Genomic DNA, 14,438 nt, shown 5'->3' with positions numbered 1-14,438 from the left:
CACCTCTCCCCGGGGTGGCGTCCGGGACCCCGGAACCGCCGCACGCGCCCTGGTGTGACGCACACCGCCCCGGGCGGTAGCGTCGGCGGTGTCGACGTCGACAGCGCCCGGCGTCACCCGATCGAGCGTTCGAGGGAGAACCCATGAGCACCAGCCCCGCCCCGACCCCCGCCACCCCGACCGACCCCACCGCGCCCGACCGCAACCTGGCGATGGAGCTGGTGCGCGTCACCGAGGCCGCGGCCATCGCCGGCAGCCGATGGGTGGGCCACGGCGACAAGAACACCGCGGACGGCGCCGCCGTGGACGCCATGCGCGCCTTCATGGACACCGTGGCGATGAACGGCACCGTCGTGATCGGTGAGGGGGAGAAGGACGAGGCCCCGATGCTGTTCAACGGGGAGCAGGTGGGTGACGGCACCGGCCCCGACGTCGACGTCGCCGTCGACCCGATCGACGGCACCCGCCTGACGGCCATGGGGTACCCGAACGCCCTGTCGGTGTTCGCCGTGGCGGAGCGCGGCTCCATGCTCGACCCCTCGGCCGTGTTCTACATGGACAAGCTCGTGGTGGGGGCCGAAGCCGCGGAGGCCGTCGACCTCGCTCGACCGGTGGCTGACAACATCCGGGCCGTCTCCGAGGCGCTCGGCAAGCCGATCAGCCAGGTGACGGTGTGTGTTCTGGACCGTCCGCGCCATGAAGGCCTGGTGCGGGAGATCCGCGAGGCCGGCGCCCGCGTGAAGTTCATCATGGACGGCGATGTCGCCGGGGCGATCGCCGCGGCCCGACCCGGCACCGGCGTCGACATGCTGCTGGGAACCGGCGGCACCCCCGAGGGGATTGTCGCGGCCTGTGCGATCAAGGCGATCGGCGGGATGATCCAGGGGCGGATGGCGCCCGGTTCCGACGAGGAGCGCGAGAAAGCCCGCGCGGCCGGTCTGGATGTGGAGCGGATCTACTCGACCGGGGATCTGGTCACGAGCGACAACTGTTATTTCGCGGCCACGGGAATCACCGATGGGGAGCTGCTGCGTGGCGTGCGCTTCGAGCACGGCCGACTGGTCACCCAGTCGTTGGTGATGCGCTCCGCCAGCGGCACCGTGCGCGTGGTGGAGGCGGAGCACAGGCTGGAGAAATGGAGTCGCTGGCTGCGTGACTGACGCCCGACCTGCAGGTCAGCTCGGGCGCGGCCAGTAGGTCCACGGATCAGCGGGCCGTATATTGCCTCCACGGCCGCCAATTCCCGCCGACCGCGAGTCGTGCCGGTGGGATGAGGGCGGACGGACGATCTGTCTGCTCCCCCCGGCACAGAGGAGAACCCCCATGCAGCGCCCCGTGCGCGGCGCCGACCCCCGCTCGATCCGGCACTGGAACGAATACGCCGTCTGGAGACCTTCTACGCCCACGGTTCCCAGCGCATCAGCGAGTTGCGCGACCGCACCGGCATCACCCCCGGCCCGCTCGGCCAGCTGCTGCGCGGCCTCGAGGAGAAGGGATGGGTCACGTCCGAACGCGCACCCATCGAAGGCCCCGGTCGCCCGGCGCAGATCTATCGGATCGTCTCTCCCGACGCCTACACCGTGAGCGTCGACCACAGTGCGCGGGCCATCCGCGTGCTGCGTCGCGAGCTCACCGGCTCCACTGCCGTGAAGCTCGAGCAGCCCGTCGCCGAGGACGCCTCCGCGGCCGAGCGCGACCGTCTGATCCTGTCCATGATCGATGAGGCAGTCGGTGACGTCCCCGAGGAGAAGATCTGGGGCGCGGGCCTGGCCGTCTCCGGCGCTCTCGATGACGACGGCGTGCTGGTGACCTCCGTCGCGACCCCGCAGCTGGAGGGCACCCGCCCCGCGGACGTCCTCACGGGCCGGTTCGAGTGCCCGGTCATGGTGATCGGCGACGGCCGGGCCGCCCTGAGCGCGGAGAACGTGCTGGGCGTGGGCCGCACCGCGTCCGACATGATGCTCCTGGCTCTCAGCCGCCGCCCCTACATCGGTACCGTGCTTGATCGCTTCCCGCGCATCGGCGCCCACCACCTCGCCGGGGATGTCTCCCGCATGTCCCTGGGGAACGATCTGCTGGACGTGAGCGGCTGGGCTGGTGATTCCGGGGAGGACTTCCCCGACGTCGCCGCCGCCTTCCGTGCGGTCGCCGCCGGTGACAAGGCCGCCCGGCGGGAGCTCACCCGCCGCCTGGAGGCCCTCGCGGACCACATCGCCGTCGCGATCAGCGTGGTCGACCCGGAGCTGGTGGCGATCGGCGGCGCCGGCCGCCTCGCCGCCGACCAGGTCATCGAGATCCTCACCCCGCTGCTGGAGAAGCGTCTGGTGGCTCTGCCGCGTCTGGAGGCCGCCCATCTGGACCAGTTCGGGGTGGCGCTCGGGGTGACGGAGATGACCCGGTACCGGATCTTCGCCACGCTCGCCTCTCCCGACGGGGGCCTCGCGGAATTCAGCCGGGACGAGTTCATCGCGCGCTCGGGCGGGGACGTCCAGGTCCAGTGACCCGGCCGGGAGAGACCCTGATCTCTCCCCGGCAGCCGTCGGGGCGGGGGGGCGGTACCCTGAACTGATCCCCCGCCATCGCTCGCGCACGCCCTGGCGCGAGCCCATCTGAGAGGTCCTGCATGGGCGAACTGAACCTGACCTTCGAGATCGGCGTCCTCGTCGCTCTCGTGGCCATCCTCGTGGCCGACCTGCTGCTGGTCGTGAAGCGCCCGCACCTGCCGTCGATGAAGGAATGTGCGGCGTGGATCGGCTTCTACGTCGCCCTCGCCCTGATCTTCGCCGGGGTGCTGTTCTTCGTCGGGGGTGCCCAGCCGGCCACGGAGTTCATCACCGGCTGGCTGCTCGAGTACTCGCTGAGCGTCGACAACCTGTTCGTCTTCATCGTGATCATGGCGAAGTTCGCCGTGCCGAAGAAGTACCAGCAGGAAGTCCTGATGGTGGGCATCGTCATCGCACTGATCGCCCGCGCCGCGTTCATCCTGCTCGGTGCCGTGATCATCGAGAACTTCGCCTGGGTGTTCTACATCTTCGGCATCTTCCTGCTGTTCACCGCCTGGAAGCAGGCCCGGGAGGACGACGACGAGGACGACGGCGATTCGTTCATCATGCGCACGGTGCGCAAGATGCTGCCGGTCTCCGACCACTACGACGGCAACAAGCTGCGCACCGTGGTCGACGGGAAGAAGCTGTTCACCCCGATGCTGCTGGTGTTCATCTCCATCGGCCTCACCGACGTGATGTTCGCGCTGGACTCGATCCCTGCAATCTTCGCCGTCACGCAGAACCCGTTCCTGGTGTTCACCGCGAACCTGTTCGCGCTGATGGGTCTGCGGCAGCTGTACTTCCTGCTGGGCGGCCTCATGGACCGTCTCGCCTACCTGCACTACGGCATCGCTGCGATCCTCGGGTTCATCGGCGTGAAGCTCATCATCCACGCGATCCATGAGGCGCCGCTGGAGTGGATCCCCGGCTTCGCGGCCCTCGAGAAGATCCCCGAGGTGCCGATCTGGCTGTCGCTGTCCGTGATCGTGGTGTCGATGACGGTGGCGACCGTTGCCTCGATCATGTTCCCGCCGAAGCCCGGCACGACGCACTCCCGTGACGCCGACTCCCACAGGCAGCACGCTGGGTCCCACGGGGAGCGTGTGCACGCCGCGCAGGCACACGGGACCGTGGGAGCCGCAGAGTCCGTGGCGCTGGGCTCCGACTCCGGAGCGGCCACCGCCTCCGACCTCGACTCCCGGGTGACCCGCCAGGACCGCCGGGACATCGAGGACCGCACCCGGTACAACCCGCCGTCCTGACCGCCGGGCCCCCTGACGGGGGCGCTGCCCGGTCGCCAGCCCAAGGGCCGGTCCCGCACCTCTGCGGGGCCGGCCCTCGCGTTGTGGGGGGCGGCGGGCGCGCCCGGCGCCCGGCTCGGTCGGTCAGCCCGCCAGATCGACCACCCATGGTGCGGGGTCGAGCGTTCCGGGCTCCCAATGCTCCAGCACGTCCCGGGCGGTGCGGCAGTCATCCACACCGAGCGACGCCCCGATGCGTCGCATGACATCGGCGGGGGTCTCACCGAGCGCGATCCGGTCCCGCAACGTCACTGCCCCGTCGCGCTTGGCCAGGCGGCGACCCTCTGGCCCGACGGCGAGGGGCACGTGGGCGTACTCGGGCTGCGTCACCCCCAGAAGATGCGCGAGGTATGCCTGGCGGGGTGCAGAGGAGAGAAGGTCGTCCGCGCGACACACCTGGTCCACACCGATCGCGGCATCGTCGACCACCACCGCCAGGTTGTAGGCGACCACGCCGTCGCCGCGCCGCAGCACCAGGTCGTCGACCGCACCGGTGACCTCCCCCGCGAACAGGTCCTGCACCGTCCACGTCGCGACCTCGCTGCGAAGCCGCAGGGCGGGTTCCCGATGCAGCTCCCCCATTCGGGCGCGACCGGCCTCCCGCTGCACCGGGTCGAGGTCGCGGCAGGTGCCCGGGTATGCCCCGGGTGGGGAGTGCGGGGCGCGGGGGGCGTCGAGGATCTCCCGCCGCGTGCAGTAGCACTCGTAGGCCAGGCCTCGTTCCTGGAGGTCTGTGATCGCGACGTCGTGGGCGGCGCCGCGTTCTGATTGCCACACCACCTCGCCGTCCCAGTCGAGGCCGAGGGCGCGCAGATCCTCGACCTGCCGGTGAGCCGCCTCGGGGCGGGAGCGGTCGACGTCGAGGTCCTCGATGCGCAGATGGAAGGCGCGGCCGCTGCGCCGCGCCAGCGCCCACGCGAGCACGGCGGTGCGCAGGTTGCCGAGGTGTAGGTCACCGCTGGGGGAGGGGGCGTACCTCCCGGCCCCGGCGGTCCGTGGCGACGGCTCGTCAGGCGGCACCGGGGAGGAGAGCATGCGCCGAGTCTACGGAGCGAGCGCCGACCACCGGAGACAACGCCGACCACCGGAGACGACCCGGACACTTCCCGGAGCCAGCCGGGCCGGAATGCCGCGGACCCCGTCGCACCACAGGGGAGCGACGGGGTCCGTGAGGGGTCGAGCTCGGTGACGCGTGCTCACGCGAGCGCGTTCACCGGCACTCGATCAGTGGTCGGCGCGGTGGTTGCCCTTCTTGCCGGGCTCCTGGAAGGCCTCACCGATCTCCGGGTCCTGCGGGTTCTCCTCCGGGTTGCCCACCGGATCGATGACCTTCGGGGCCTCCGCGGAGGTGGTGCGGGCATCGGAGGTGGTGCGGGAGTCGGAGGAGGTCGTCCACGCATCGCCCGAGGAGGTGGTGGTGGTCGTGGAGCGGCGATCGCGGTCGGCGTCGCGCACCTCGGCCGGCGTGGAGTCGGCGGAGTCGACCTTCACGGTCTTCGGGGAGACGTCACCGGTCGCTCCACCCTTGAGGGAGGAGGCGACGTCACCGGCCTCCGCACCGGCGACGGTGTCAGAGACCTGCGAGGAGTCGGAATCGGTCGCGGCAGCGGCCGGGTAGTGGGCGCGGGCGAAGTCGGCCGGCGGGGCCCACGGGTCCTCCACCGGGCGGGTCTTCTTCCACGCCACGTACCCGGCGGCGCCACCGGCAGCGGCCAGGGCCAGAGCGAGCGCGACGGTGCCGGCGACGTTCCGGTTCTTCTTCGGCGCGAGGGAGGTGGTGGCCGCGGCGCGGATGTCGCCCTGGCCCTTCTCGAACTCGCGGCGGGCGGCCTCGACACCGGCGGCCACGGCGGCGGTCAGCACCGCGTTGGTGACATCGGCGGTCTTCCGGGCACGCGGGATGTAGTCCTCACGCACGTTGTAGCGGAGCTTCTCCGCCTTCGGGCCGAGGTCGCCGGCCAGGGCGGCGATCTTGGTGCCCTGCAAGCGCAGCTGCTGCTCGATCAGCGGACGGTAGGTGTCGAACGCCTCGGAGGCGCGGGAGCGGGCCTGGTCGGCACCGGCGGTCACCACGTGACCGGTCTTCTCCGCCACGAAGCCGAGACGCTCGTTGGCGGCGGCACCGAGATGACGCAGGGTCGCGGCGGCGTGATCACCGGCGGCGTCCGCGTGCTTCTCGGCGCGCTTGTCCTTCTTCACGGCGCGCTTCTCGAACTTCGCCGCGCGCGCATCCTTCCCGAAGGCCATGGGGTTCCCCTTTCGGTCGAGACCGCCGCCGACGGCGACGGTGGTCGGAGCGGGGCGGCCGCGTGAGCTACGGCACGCCACGTGCGTCGTCACTCTATCGCGGGGGATCACGCACGATTCAGGCGATCTGCAGGGAAGTGCGGTCATCCGCCGGTGTTCTGTCGAGCGCCGGTGTTCTGTCGACCGTCGGGCCCCTGTGGAACAATCGGCCGCATGTTCGCAACTCTGCACACCAACCAGGGCGACATCCGCCTGGAGCTCTTCGAGAACGCCGCGCCGACCACCGTCCAGAACTTCGTGGGCCTGGCCGAGGGCAGCAAGGAGTTCACCGACCCGGAGAGCGGGCAGAAGGTGACCCGCCCGTTCTACGACGGCGTGATCTTCCACCGCGTCATCGCGGGCTTCATGATCCAGGGCGGCGACCCGCTGGGCACCGGCACCGGTGGCCCCGGGTACACCTTCGACGACGAGATCAACGAGAACAACTTCAACGAGCCGTACATGCTGGCCATGGCGAACGCCGGCACCCGACCGAACGCCATCACCGGCCGTCCTTCGGGCACGAACGGCTCCCAGTTCTTCATCACCGTGGTGCCGACCCAGTACCTGCACGGCAAGCACACCGTGTTCGGGAAGGTCGCCGACGACGAGTCCAAGAAGGTCGTCGACGCCATCGCCACCACCAAGACCGACATGCGCGACCGTCCCCTCGAGGAGGTCGTCATCGAGAAGGTCACCATCGAGAAGTGACGCCCACGGCGTGACACCGGGCCCGGTCCGATCGGACCGGGCCCCGTGTCGTTCTCCGCGCGTCACACCGCGCGGCCGGGCCACCACATGCGGTCACCGACCAGCGCGAACAGCGCCGGCACCAGCGCGGTGCGCACCAGCAGGGTGTCCAGCAGCACGCCCAAGCCGACGATCAGCCCCAGCTGCCCGAGCACCACCAGGGGCAGCACCCCGAGGGCCGCGAACACCGCCGCGAGCACCACACCGGCACTGGTGATCACCACCCCGGTCGCCCCGACGGCCCGCACCATCCCCTGCCGCACCCCGAGCAGCGCCGACTCCTGCCGCGCCCGGTGCACCAGGAAGATCGTGTAGTCCACGCCGAGCGCCACCAGGAACAGGAACGCGAGCAGCGGCACGGTCACATCCAGGGCGGGGATGTCGAACACCGTGCGCCCGACCCACAGCCCCAGGCCGATCGCCGCGACGGCGCTCAGCAGGTTCACCGCCAGCAGGATCAGCGGCGCCACCACGGCGCGCAGCAGGAGCACCAGCACCACCAGCACGACGGCCAGCACCATCGGGGCGATCACCACCAGATCGCGGCGGGAATCGGCGCGGACGTCCACCGCTCGGGCTGAGGTCCCCCCGACGAGAGCCTGATCGTCGACCGACCGGGCGGCCGCGCGCAGGGCCGCCACCTCCGTCGTGGCCTGCGGGGATTCCGGCAGCGCCGTGCCGGTGGCGCTCAGCACGCTCCAGCCGTCGGCCGTGCGACCGGTCGACGTCACGGACGCGATCCCCGGCACCTGCTCCAGACGCGTCACCATCTGCTCCGCCGATGCCGTCGGGACCGCGACCTGGTGCGGGGCGGACTGCCCGGCGCCGTAGTGCTCGACGATGTTCTGGAAGCCCACCTGTGCGGGGGACGGGGTGGCGAACTGCTCGTCCTGGGCGAGGCCCACGCGGGTGCCGAGCAGGCCGGAGGTCAGCACCCCCAGCACGGCCAGGGACGCGAGCGCGGCGAGCAGCGGCCGGCGCACCACCGACTGCGCGATGTGACCGAAACCGGTGCGCTCGGGCGCGGCGGTCCGGGTCTGCCCGGGCCGCGGCACGAACGGCCAGAACACCCAACGACCCGTCACCGCCAGCAGCGCCGTGAGCGGGCCGAGCACCGCCAGCAGCGCCACCAGCAGACCGGCGGCCGAGGCGATCCCCAGGCCCCGCGTCGCCGGCATCACCGCCACCCCCAGACACAGCAGCGCCAGCACCACCGTCAGGTTGGAGGCGAGGATCGCCGGTACGCTGCCGGCCCACGCCCGGCGCAGGGCCTCGCGGCGGTCCTCGGTGCGCCGCAGTTCCTCCCGGTAGCGGGAGATCAGCAGCAGCGCATAGTTCGTGCCGACGCCGAACACGAGCACGCTGATCACCCCGGCATCGAAGGCCAGGGAGAACCGCTCTCCGAGGGTGTCGGCGAGGTTCCCGGCGACGGCGTCGGCCGTCGCCACCACCAGCAGCGGAAGCAACCACAGCACGGGGGAGCGGTAGGTGGCCAGCAGAAGCACCGCCACCACCGCGATCGTCACCGCCAGCAGCCGGAAGTCCGCTCCGGCGAAGGCCCCGCGGATGTCGGCCGCGACGGCGGGTCCGCCGGTCACCTGGGCGGTGAGGCCGGTGCCCTGCAGGACGGTGTCGACGCGGTGGCGCAGGGCGGCGACTGCCTCGTCGGCCTGCTCATCGGACAGGTCGGCACGCTGGCTGGCCAGCACCAGATCGGCTCGGCCGTCCTCACTGGGCATCGGTGGCGGCGGGCGGGAACCGGGCGTCGCGAGCTCGGTGCGCAGCTGCTGGAGCACGCGGGCGTCCTGCGGGGTGAGGGCGGCGCCGTCCTGGCGCGTCACCACCACCAGCAGTGTCTCCTCGTCGGAGGAGGGGAGCCGGTCGGCCACCTCCTGGGCGCGGACCGATTCGGCCGTGGAGGGCAGAGCATCCATGCCGGCCACAGGGCCGCCGCCCCGCAACCCGCCGAGCAGGGCGAGCGCGAGCAGCAGGCCGATCGCGAGCACCGCCCAGGCGCTGCGGCGGCCGGTGAGCACATGCGCCAGGCGGTCTGTCAGAGAGCGATCGAGGGACTGAGAGGACACAGGTGTCTCCGGGGTCGAGGGGGCTCACCCGGGGCCGGGCCGCAGCGGCGCGTCGGCGCAGGTGAGCGGGCACGATCCACGCTAGGAACGCGGTCGGTGGGTCGGATCAACCGAACGATGGATCGTGCGGCCCCCTCGGCGACAATGGGGGCATGAACCGCCCCGAGTACGACTACGGCTACACCCCCGACCCGAAGCCCCACGGCGCCGAACCGGCCGGGCTCCCCGATATGTCGGGGCGGGGGGAGCACCCCGCGTCGCACCCCTCGGGGAGTTCGTTCGACGCCATGCCCGCCCCCGAGACCTCCTCCCGTGGCGCCCAGCGCCCCAGCTTCGGGCTTCCCGCCCGGGACGACACGCCCACGGGAGCCGCGCCCACGGGGGCAGGGGCCACGGGTGTTCCCACGCAGGCCGACGAGCAGCCGCCTGTCTGCCCGCGGCATCCCGATCGCGTCAGCTACGTGCGGTGCCGACGCTGCGGCCGGCCCGCCTGCGGGGAGTGCCAGCGTCCGACCCCGGTCGGCATGATCTGCGTGGACTGCGAACGGGACCTGGCGCGGCTGCAGGCCGGGGCCGCTCCGCGCACGGCTCTGGGGGGCCGGGCCTCCGGGATGGTCCGGCCGCTGGTGACGTATTCGCTGATCGGGTTGTGCGTGGTGCTGTTCCTGGGCCAGATGGTCGGCGGCGGGGTGGTCGAGCAGCTTCTGGCCTTCACCCCCGCACGGTCGCTGCTCATGCCGTGGACCTTCGTGACCAGCGGGTTCCTGCATGGGGGCCTTGCCCACATCGCGCTCAACATGTTCGCGCTGTGGTCGATCGGCCAGTACCTGGAGCGTGCGATGGGTCCGGTGCGTTTCCTTGCGCTGTTCCTGCTGTCCGTGATCGGCGGGCATGTGGCGGTGCTGCTGCTGACCTCCGTCGCCGGACAGGGCTGGATGACCATCCACTACGGCGCCAGCGGCGGCATCTTCGGCCTGTTCGCGGCGATGTTCGTGATCGGGCGACGCACCGGCGCGGATATCGCCGGGATCGCGGTGGTGCTGGTGTTGAACCTCGTGCTCACGTTCACCATGCCGGGGATCTCCTGGCAGGGGCACCTGGGCGGCCTGGTGACGGGTGCGGCCGTGACGGCGGCGCTGTTCGCGGTGCGTCCTCAGGCGCGTCCCGGGGCGGACCGAGCGGCCCTCGCCCGTCACGCCGCGACCCGCCACGCCCTGGTGCTCGGCGGGGCGGCTGTGATCCTGCTGCTGCTCGTGGCGGTCAAGGTGGTCACGACCGGCACGCCGATGTTCGGACTGATCTGAGGGCTCCGACGGGCTGACTCCGCCCGGATGGTCCGCGCTGTTCGCGCTGGTCGCACCGTGGCGCCCCGCGAATCACACCACTGTGATTATCCCCAGCTGTGGACCGCGGTGTGGATAGCGGGGGATGTGGTGGGGAGAACTGGGGATAACTCCCCTCCGGCTGGGGATGACCGCAGGCGGACGGGTCTCCCACCACAGCCGCGACACAGATCGTTCTGGCCAGCGCATCCCGGGGGCCGGCGCCCGCGGCCGGCCCCGTCCACCCCGGCATCAGCCCCGGCGCTATCCCGCACACAAGGGGCTCTGACCTGCGCAGATGAACGACTACGACGAACGTCCAGAGGCCACCGGCCGCCCCATCCGGCGCAGCGAGCGTGACCGGCGGCGGCCGCGCCGGACACGTGACGACACGGAGGGTCCCCACCTGCGGAACCACATGGATGTCATTCGTCCCCATGGTGGACAGAGGTGTGGATAACTGTGTGAGGAGGGTCCGACGGCACACTGGAGTCATGTCCGCCTCTCCCCGCGCCGCGTCAGATCACGCCGCCGGCGGTCGCGCAGCCTCTGGCCGCGTCGTGTCCGGCAAGGCCGACTCCTCCTTGGCGCCCGGGTCGCGTCCCGACCGGGCCGCCCTGGAGGCCGCGCGCGACCGCGAGGTGCCGGACCTGCTGCCGGAGCCGCTGAAGCTTCTGGTCGTCGGCATCAACCCGGGGCTGTGGACCGCCGCGACTGGCGCCCACTTCGCCCGCCCCGGCAATCGCTTCTACCCGGCGCTCGCCGCCGCCGGGATCACCCCGCACGTCATCGATGCCTCCACCGGGTACCGATCGGAGGATCTCGCGCTGCTGCACCGGCTCGGCCTCGGCATCACCTATCTCGTACCACGTGCGACGGCCCGCGCCGACGAGCTCAGCGCCGCGGAGCTGCACGCCGGTGGGGAGCGCCTGGTCGGGACCGTCCTCACGCACCGGCCGGTCGCCGTGGCGGTGGCGGGGGTGACCTCCTTCCGGCAGGCCTTCGGGGCACGGTCGACGACGGTCGGGCGGCAGGAGGGCTGGCCTCCGCGGGCCCTCGAGGCAGCGGGGGAGCACGCCACCACCCTGCAGGCCACTCCGCTGTTCGTCGTGCCGAACCCCAGCGGACTCAACGCCCACGAGACCGTCGAGTCCCTCGGCCGCGCCTACGCGCAGGCGGCGCAGGCCGCGGGACTCGACCTCCATCCCTCGCGTTGATTCACCGGGGCCTCAGTCCTCCCGACCCGCACTCACGCGCAGATCCTGGGCGGCCTCCCGCGCCGCCACCACCATCTGCGTGAGCGCGCGGCTGGTCGCTTCGACCTCGAGCGCCGACTCCGGTGGCACGTGCACGAAGCCGCCGCGGATTCCCGCGCACCCCGGCCGGGTCGCCAGGGCATGCTGCAGGTGGAAGAAGAGGTCATTGCACACGTAGCTGCCGGCGCTCAGCGACACACTCGCGGGCACGCCGACCTCCCGTGCCGCCTGGGTCATCGCCTTCACCGGCAGCGACGTGAAATACGCGGTGGGGGCGCCGGCCACGCAGGGCACATCGATCGGGGAGGCGCCGACGTTGTCGGGGATCCGCGCATCGCGCAGGTTCACTGCCACCCGCTCCGGCGTGACCTCCGCGCGTCCCCCCGCGACTCCCGTCGCCACCACCAGCTGCGGGCGCAGTGCGTCGACCAGCGCCACCAGCTGCTCACCCGCCGCGCCGAACACCACCGGCAGCTCATGCGCCTGCACCGTGATCCCGCGCTCGCGCAGGGCGTCCGCAGCGTGGCGCACCGCCTCCCAGGAGGCGTTCGTGGAGTGCCCATCGAAGGGCTCGAAACCGGTCAGGAGCACGTCGAGGGCCATCACCCCAGCGTACGGCCGGAAAAACGGGGTCCGAAAAACACTGTCGCCCACCGTGGCGCCGCCCTACCCTGCCTCCATGCCCGCCGACCTCGCGACCCTGTTCCCGCCGTTCGCCCTGCGGCTGCGTTCGGGTGACCTCACCCTGCGTCTGCTGCGGGACGAGGACCTCCCGCAGTACGCCGAGCTGCTGCGCCGGCCGATCTTCGCCGATACCGGGGCCGACCACGTCTTCCCCTGGTACGCGGTGCCCGAGGAGGAGCGCATCGCCTCGGCGATCACCTATCAGTGGGCCCTGCGCACCCGCGTACAACCGGAGGACTGGACGCTCTCCTTCGGGGTGTTCGCCGGGCAGCGTCTGATCGGGATGCAGGACCTGCGGGCCCGGGAGCTCCCCCGGCGCGGAGTGATCGAATCCGGGTCGTGGCTGACCCTGTCGGAGCAGGGCCGCGGATACGGCGGGCGTATGCGCCGGATGGCCGTGGCGTTCGCGTTCGACCACCTCGGGGCGCTGCGCGCCGAATCGTCAGCGGTGCTCGGCAATGAGCCCTCCCTCGCGGTGTCGAGCTCCTGCGGGTACGTCCCGAACGGCACGGAGGTCGTGGTGGAAGGAGGCCGGCGCCTCATCCAGCAGAGGGTGGCGGTCACACCTGAGACCTTCGAGCGCCGCGGCCTGGAGCTCGAGGTTGACGGGCTGACCCCCGCCCTGCGGGCTCTGCTGGGGGCAGGCCTCACAGAGGCCTGATAGGAGGTGCGGGGGTCAGGTGAGCGTCAGGATGCCGGACGCATCTCGCTCTCGACCATCCACTTGTGGTTGCGCATGGTCATGCCGCCGTTCATCTCGACGTCGACCTGGTAGACGGTCTCGTCGGTGGAACTGACGATCCGGCCCTTCGCGCCCTGCATGCCGGGCATGTGGTTCGCGGTGATGGTCACCGGGGTCCCGGGTGCCAGCGGCGCCGGGCCTGCATCCTGCAGCTCCTCGTGCACCACCCATTTGTGGTCGGTGACCTCCGGGCCACCGGTGGTGGGCGAGTAGTCGACGGCATACGTGGTGGTGCGATACGCACCGACGACCCGCGCCCGCGCCCCCTCCATACCCGGCATGTGGCCGGCGGTCAGCACGACCTCGCTGCCGGGGGCGAACGTCGGGGACGGCGCCGGGGTCATGCCGGCCGGGACGGGGCCGCCGTCCATCATGTGCTCGTGGCCGCTGCCGTCGGACATCATCCCGCCCGGCATGCCGTCGGCCGTCGCGGGGCCCGACATCATGCCGCCGCGGTCCGCGTCGTCCGCGTCATCGGCCGTGCCGTCCGGATCGGTGCCGCAGCCTGCGAGAACCAGGGCGGCGGGACTGAGTAGCACCAGTCGGCGTGGGAGGCGTCGCGAGGGGTGCTGGGTGCTGCGGGAAGTCGACATGGGAGCTCCTTCCGGGGGGTCAGCAGCGGGGGAGGTGTCGCTGTGGCGCGGGGTGCGGCGTCCGGTCGGGTCCGGATTGCCCCTCTGGGGTCGAGGGTGGCAGACCTTGCCGGGAGGTTGCGGGACGTTTGCCCCGAGCGCGCTGGGACCCCCGGGGGGTACTGCGGGAGGCCGGACCTCACCGACCGTGACGCGCCTCACCCTTAAAGTTGAGTGGAGGAGACCCAAGAGGGGAATAGCAGGGCGACTCAGGTCGTTGGACCGGACATCGGACGCAGCAGCGCCCGGACTCACGAGGGGTCGCAGCAGCGGCCCGCAGATGGAAGGAGTTCACCATGGCTCGCACTTTCTCCCCCTTCGCCGAGGTCGACCGCCTGTTCGCGGACATGACCCGCACCCCCGCCTCGCTCGCCATGCCGATGGACCTGTACAGCGACGGCGATGCCTTCGTCGCGGAGATCGACCTGCCGGGCGTCGACCCGTCGACCATCGACGTGGACGTCGAGGACCACACCCTGACGGTCCGCGCGGAGCGTCGTCCCTCCGCGTCGGAGGGTGAGCGTTCGTGGCTGACCCGTGAGCGCCCGGTCGGCACCTTCGCCCGGCAGCTCACCCTGGGCCGCCGCGTCGCCGTCGATGGCATCCACGCCGACTACAGCGACGGTGTGCTGCGCCTGCGCTTCCCGCTGGCCGACGAGGCCAAGCCGCGGAAGATCGCCGTGGCGCACACCTCCCGCACCCTCGAGAGCACCGCGGGTGGCGACAGCGCCTCTTCCGACCGCCGCGCGTCCGACGGCGACCACACCGACACCGACGGGGCTCCGGCCGACCAGCACTGATCGGCGGGGTTGTTCGAACGCCCCGAGAGGGGTCA

The 14,438-nt window shown here is 71.6% G+C and carries 13 protein-coding genes; 8 read left to right on the top strand and 5 right to left on the bottom strand.

The window, feature by feature from the left end:
* Positions 1-143: 143 nt before the first annotated feature.
* The 3 genes from glpX to JSY14_RS07130 all read left to right on the top strand — a co-directional run bounded on the left by glpX (position 144) and on the right by JSY14_RS07130 (position 3,808).
* Complete coding sequence (gene glpX / locus JSY14_RS07140) at positions 144-1,160, top strand: class II fructose-bisphosphatase (protein ID WP_259558078.1); 1,017 nt, start codon at positions 144-146, stop codon at positions 1,158-1,160.
* A 267-nt stretch (positions 1,161-1,427) separates the two neighbouring features.
* The gene (locus tag JSY14_RS07135; RefSeq protein WP_259558077.1) at positions 1,428-2,501 is read left to right on the top strand and encodes an ROK family transcriptional regulator; all 1,074 of its coding nucleotides are present in this window, start codon (positions 1,428-1,430) and stop codon (positions 2,499-2,501) included.
* Between the two features lie 122 nt (positions 2,502-2,623).
* Positions 2,624-3,808: a TerC family protein gene (locus tag JSY14_RS07130; protein WP_259558076.1), complete on the top strand. Its 1,185-nt coding sequence runs from the start codon at positions 2,624-2,626 to the stop codon at positions 3,806-3,808.
* A gap of 123 nt (positions 3,809-3,931) precedes the next feature.
* On the opposite strand, the gene gluQRS is transcribed toward JSY14_RS07130, so the two are convergent.
* Together gluQRS and JSY14_RS07120 are read right to left on the bottom strand one after the other, a co-directional pair.
* Entirely contained in the window at positions 3,932-4,882 is a 951-nt protein-coding gene (gene gluQRS / locus JSY14_RS07125; RefSeq protein WP_259558075.1) for a tRNA glutamyl-Q(34) synthetase GluQRS, read from the bottom strand.
* Positions 4,883-5,071: 189 nt separating this feature from the next.
* Complete coding sequence (locus JSY14_RS07120; protein ID WP_259558074.1) at positions 5,072-6,094, bottom strand: hypothetical protein; 1,023 nt, start codon at positions 6,092-6,094, stop codon at positions 5,072-5,074.
* Positions 6,095-6,307: 213 nt separating this feature from the next.
* Between JSY14_RS07120 and JSY14_RS07115 the strand changes: the two genes are divergently transcribed.
* Positions 6,308-6,844, top strand: coding sequence for a peptidylprolyl isomerase (locus JSY14_RS07115; protein WP_259558073.1), 537 nt, complete (start codon positions 6,308-6,310; stop codon positions 6,842-6,844).
* Positions 6,845-6,906: 62 nt separating this feature from the next.
* On the opposite strand, the gene JSY14_RS07110 is transcribed toward JSY14_RS07115, so the two are convergent.
* A complete protein-coding gene (locus tag JSY14_RS07110; protein ID WP_259558072.1) occupies positions 6,907-8,967 on the bottom strand; it encodes an MMPL family transporter in 2,061 nt (686 codons plus the stop codon).
* A 152-nt stretch (positions 8,968-9,119) separates the two neighbouring features.
* Here JSY14_RS07110 and JSY14_RS07105 point away from each other — a divergent pair, with 152 nt between their 5' ends.
* On the top strand, positions 9,120-10,271 hold the full coding sequence (locus JSY14_RS07105) for a rhomboid family intramembrane serine protease (RefSeq protein WP_259558071.1): 1,152 nt from the start codon (positions 9,120-9,122) through the stop codon (positions 10,269-10,271).
* Between the two features lie 512 nt (positions 10,272-10,783).
* Positions 10,784-11,506 carry a mismatch-specific DNA-glycosylase gene (locus JSY14_RS07100; RefSeq protein WP_259558070.1) on the top strand — a complete coding sequence of 241 codons (723 nt, stop codon included), beginning with the start codon at positions 10,784-10,786 and terminating at the stop codon, positions 11,504-11,506.
* A gap of 12 nt (positions 11,507-11,518) precedes the next feature.
* Here the strand turns inward: JSY14_RS07100 and JSY14_RS07095 are convergent, their stop codons facing one another.
* Entirely contained in the window at positions 11,519-12,148 is a 630-nt protein-coding gene (locus JSY14_RS07095) for a pyroglutamyl-peptidase I (RefSeq protein WP_259558069.1), read from the bottom strand.
* 76 nt (positions 12,149-12,224) lie between these two features.
* Between JSY14_RS07095 and JSY14_RS07090 the strand changes: the two genes are divergently transcribed.
* Positions 12,225-12,890, top strand: coding sequence for a GNAT family N-acetyltransferase (locus JSY14_RS07090; RefSeq protein ID WP_259558068.1), 666 nt, complete (start codon positions 12,225-12,227; stop codon positions 12,888-12,890).
* A 26-nt stretch (positions 12,891-12,916) separates the two neighbouring features.
* Here the strand turns inward: JSY14_RS07090 and JSY14_RS07085 are convergent, their stop codons facing one another.
* Complete coding sequence (locus JSY14_RS07085; RefSeq protein WP_259558067.1) at positions 12,917-13,564, bottom strand: YdhK family protein; 648 nt, start codon at positions 13,562-13,564, stop codon at positions 12,917-12,919.
* Positions 13,565-13,899: 335 nt separating this feature from the next.
* Between JSY14_RS07085 and JSY14_RS07080 the strand changes: the two genes are divergently transcribed.
* The gene (locus JSY14_RS07080) at positions 13,900-14,403 is read left to right on the top strand and encodes an Hsp20/alpha crystallin family protein (RefSeq protein WP_259558066.1); all 504 of its coding nucleotides are present in this window, start codon (positions 13,900-13,902) and stop codon (positions 14,401-14,403) included.
* Positions 14,404-14,438: the final 35 nt, after the last annotated feature.

Source organism: Brachybacterium sillae, from assembly GCF_025028335.1.
GTDB lineage: Bacteria > Actinomycetota > Actinomycetes > Actinomycetales > Dermabacteraceae > Brachybacterium > Brachybacterium sillae.
This window is presented reverse-complemented; position numbering and strand designations above follow the sequence as displayed.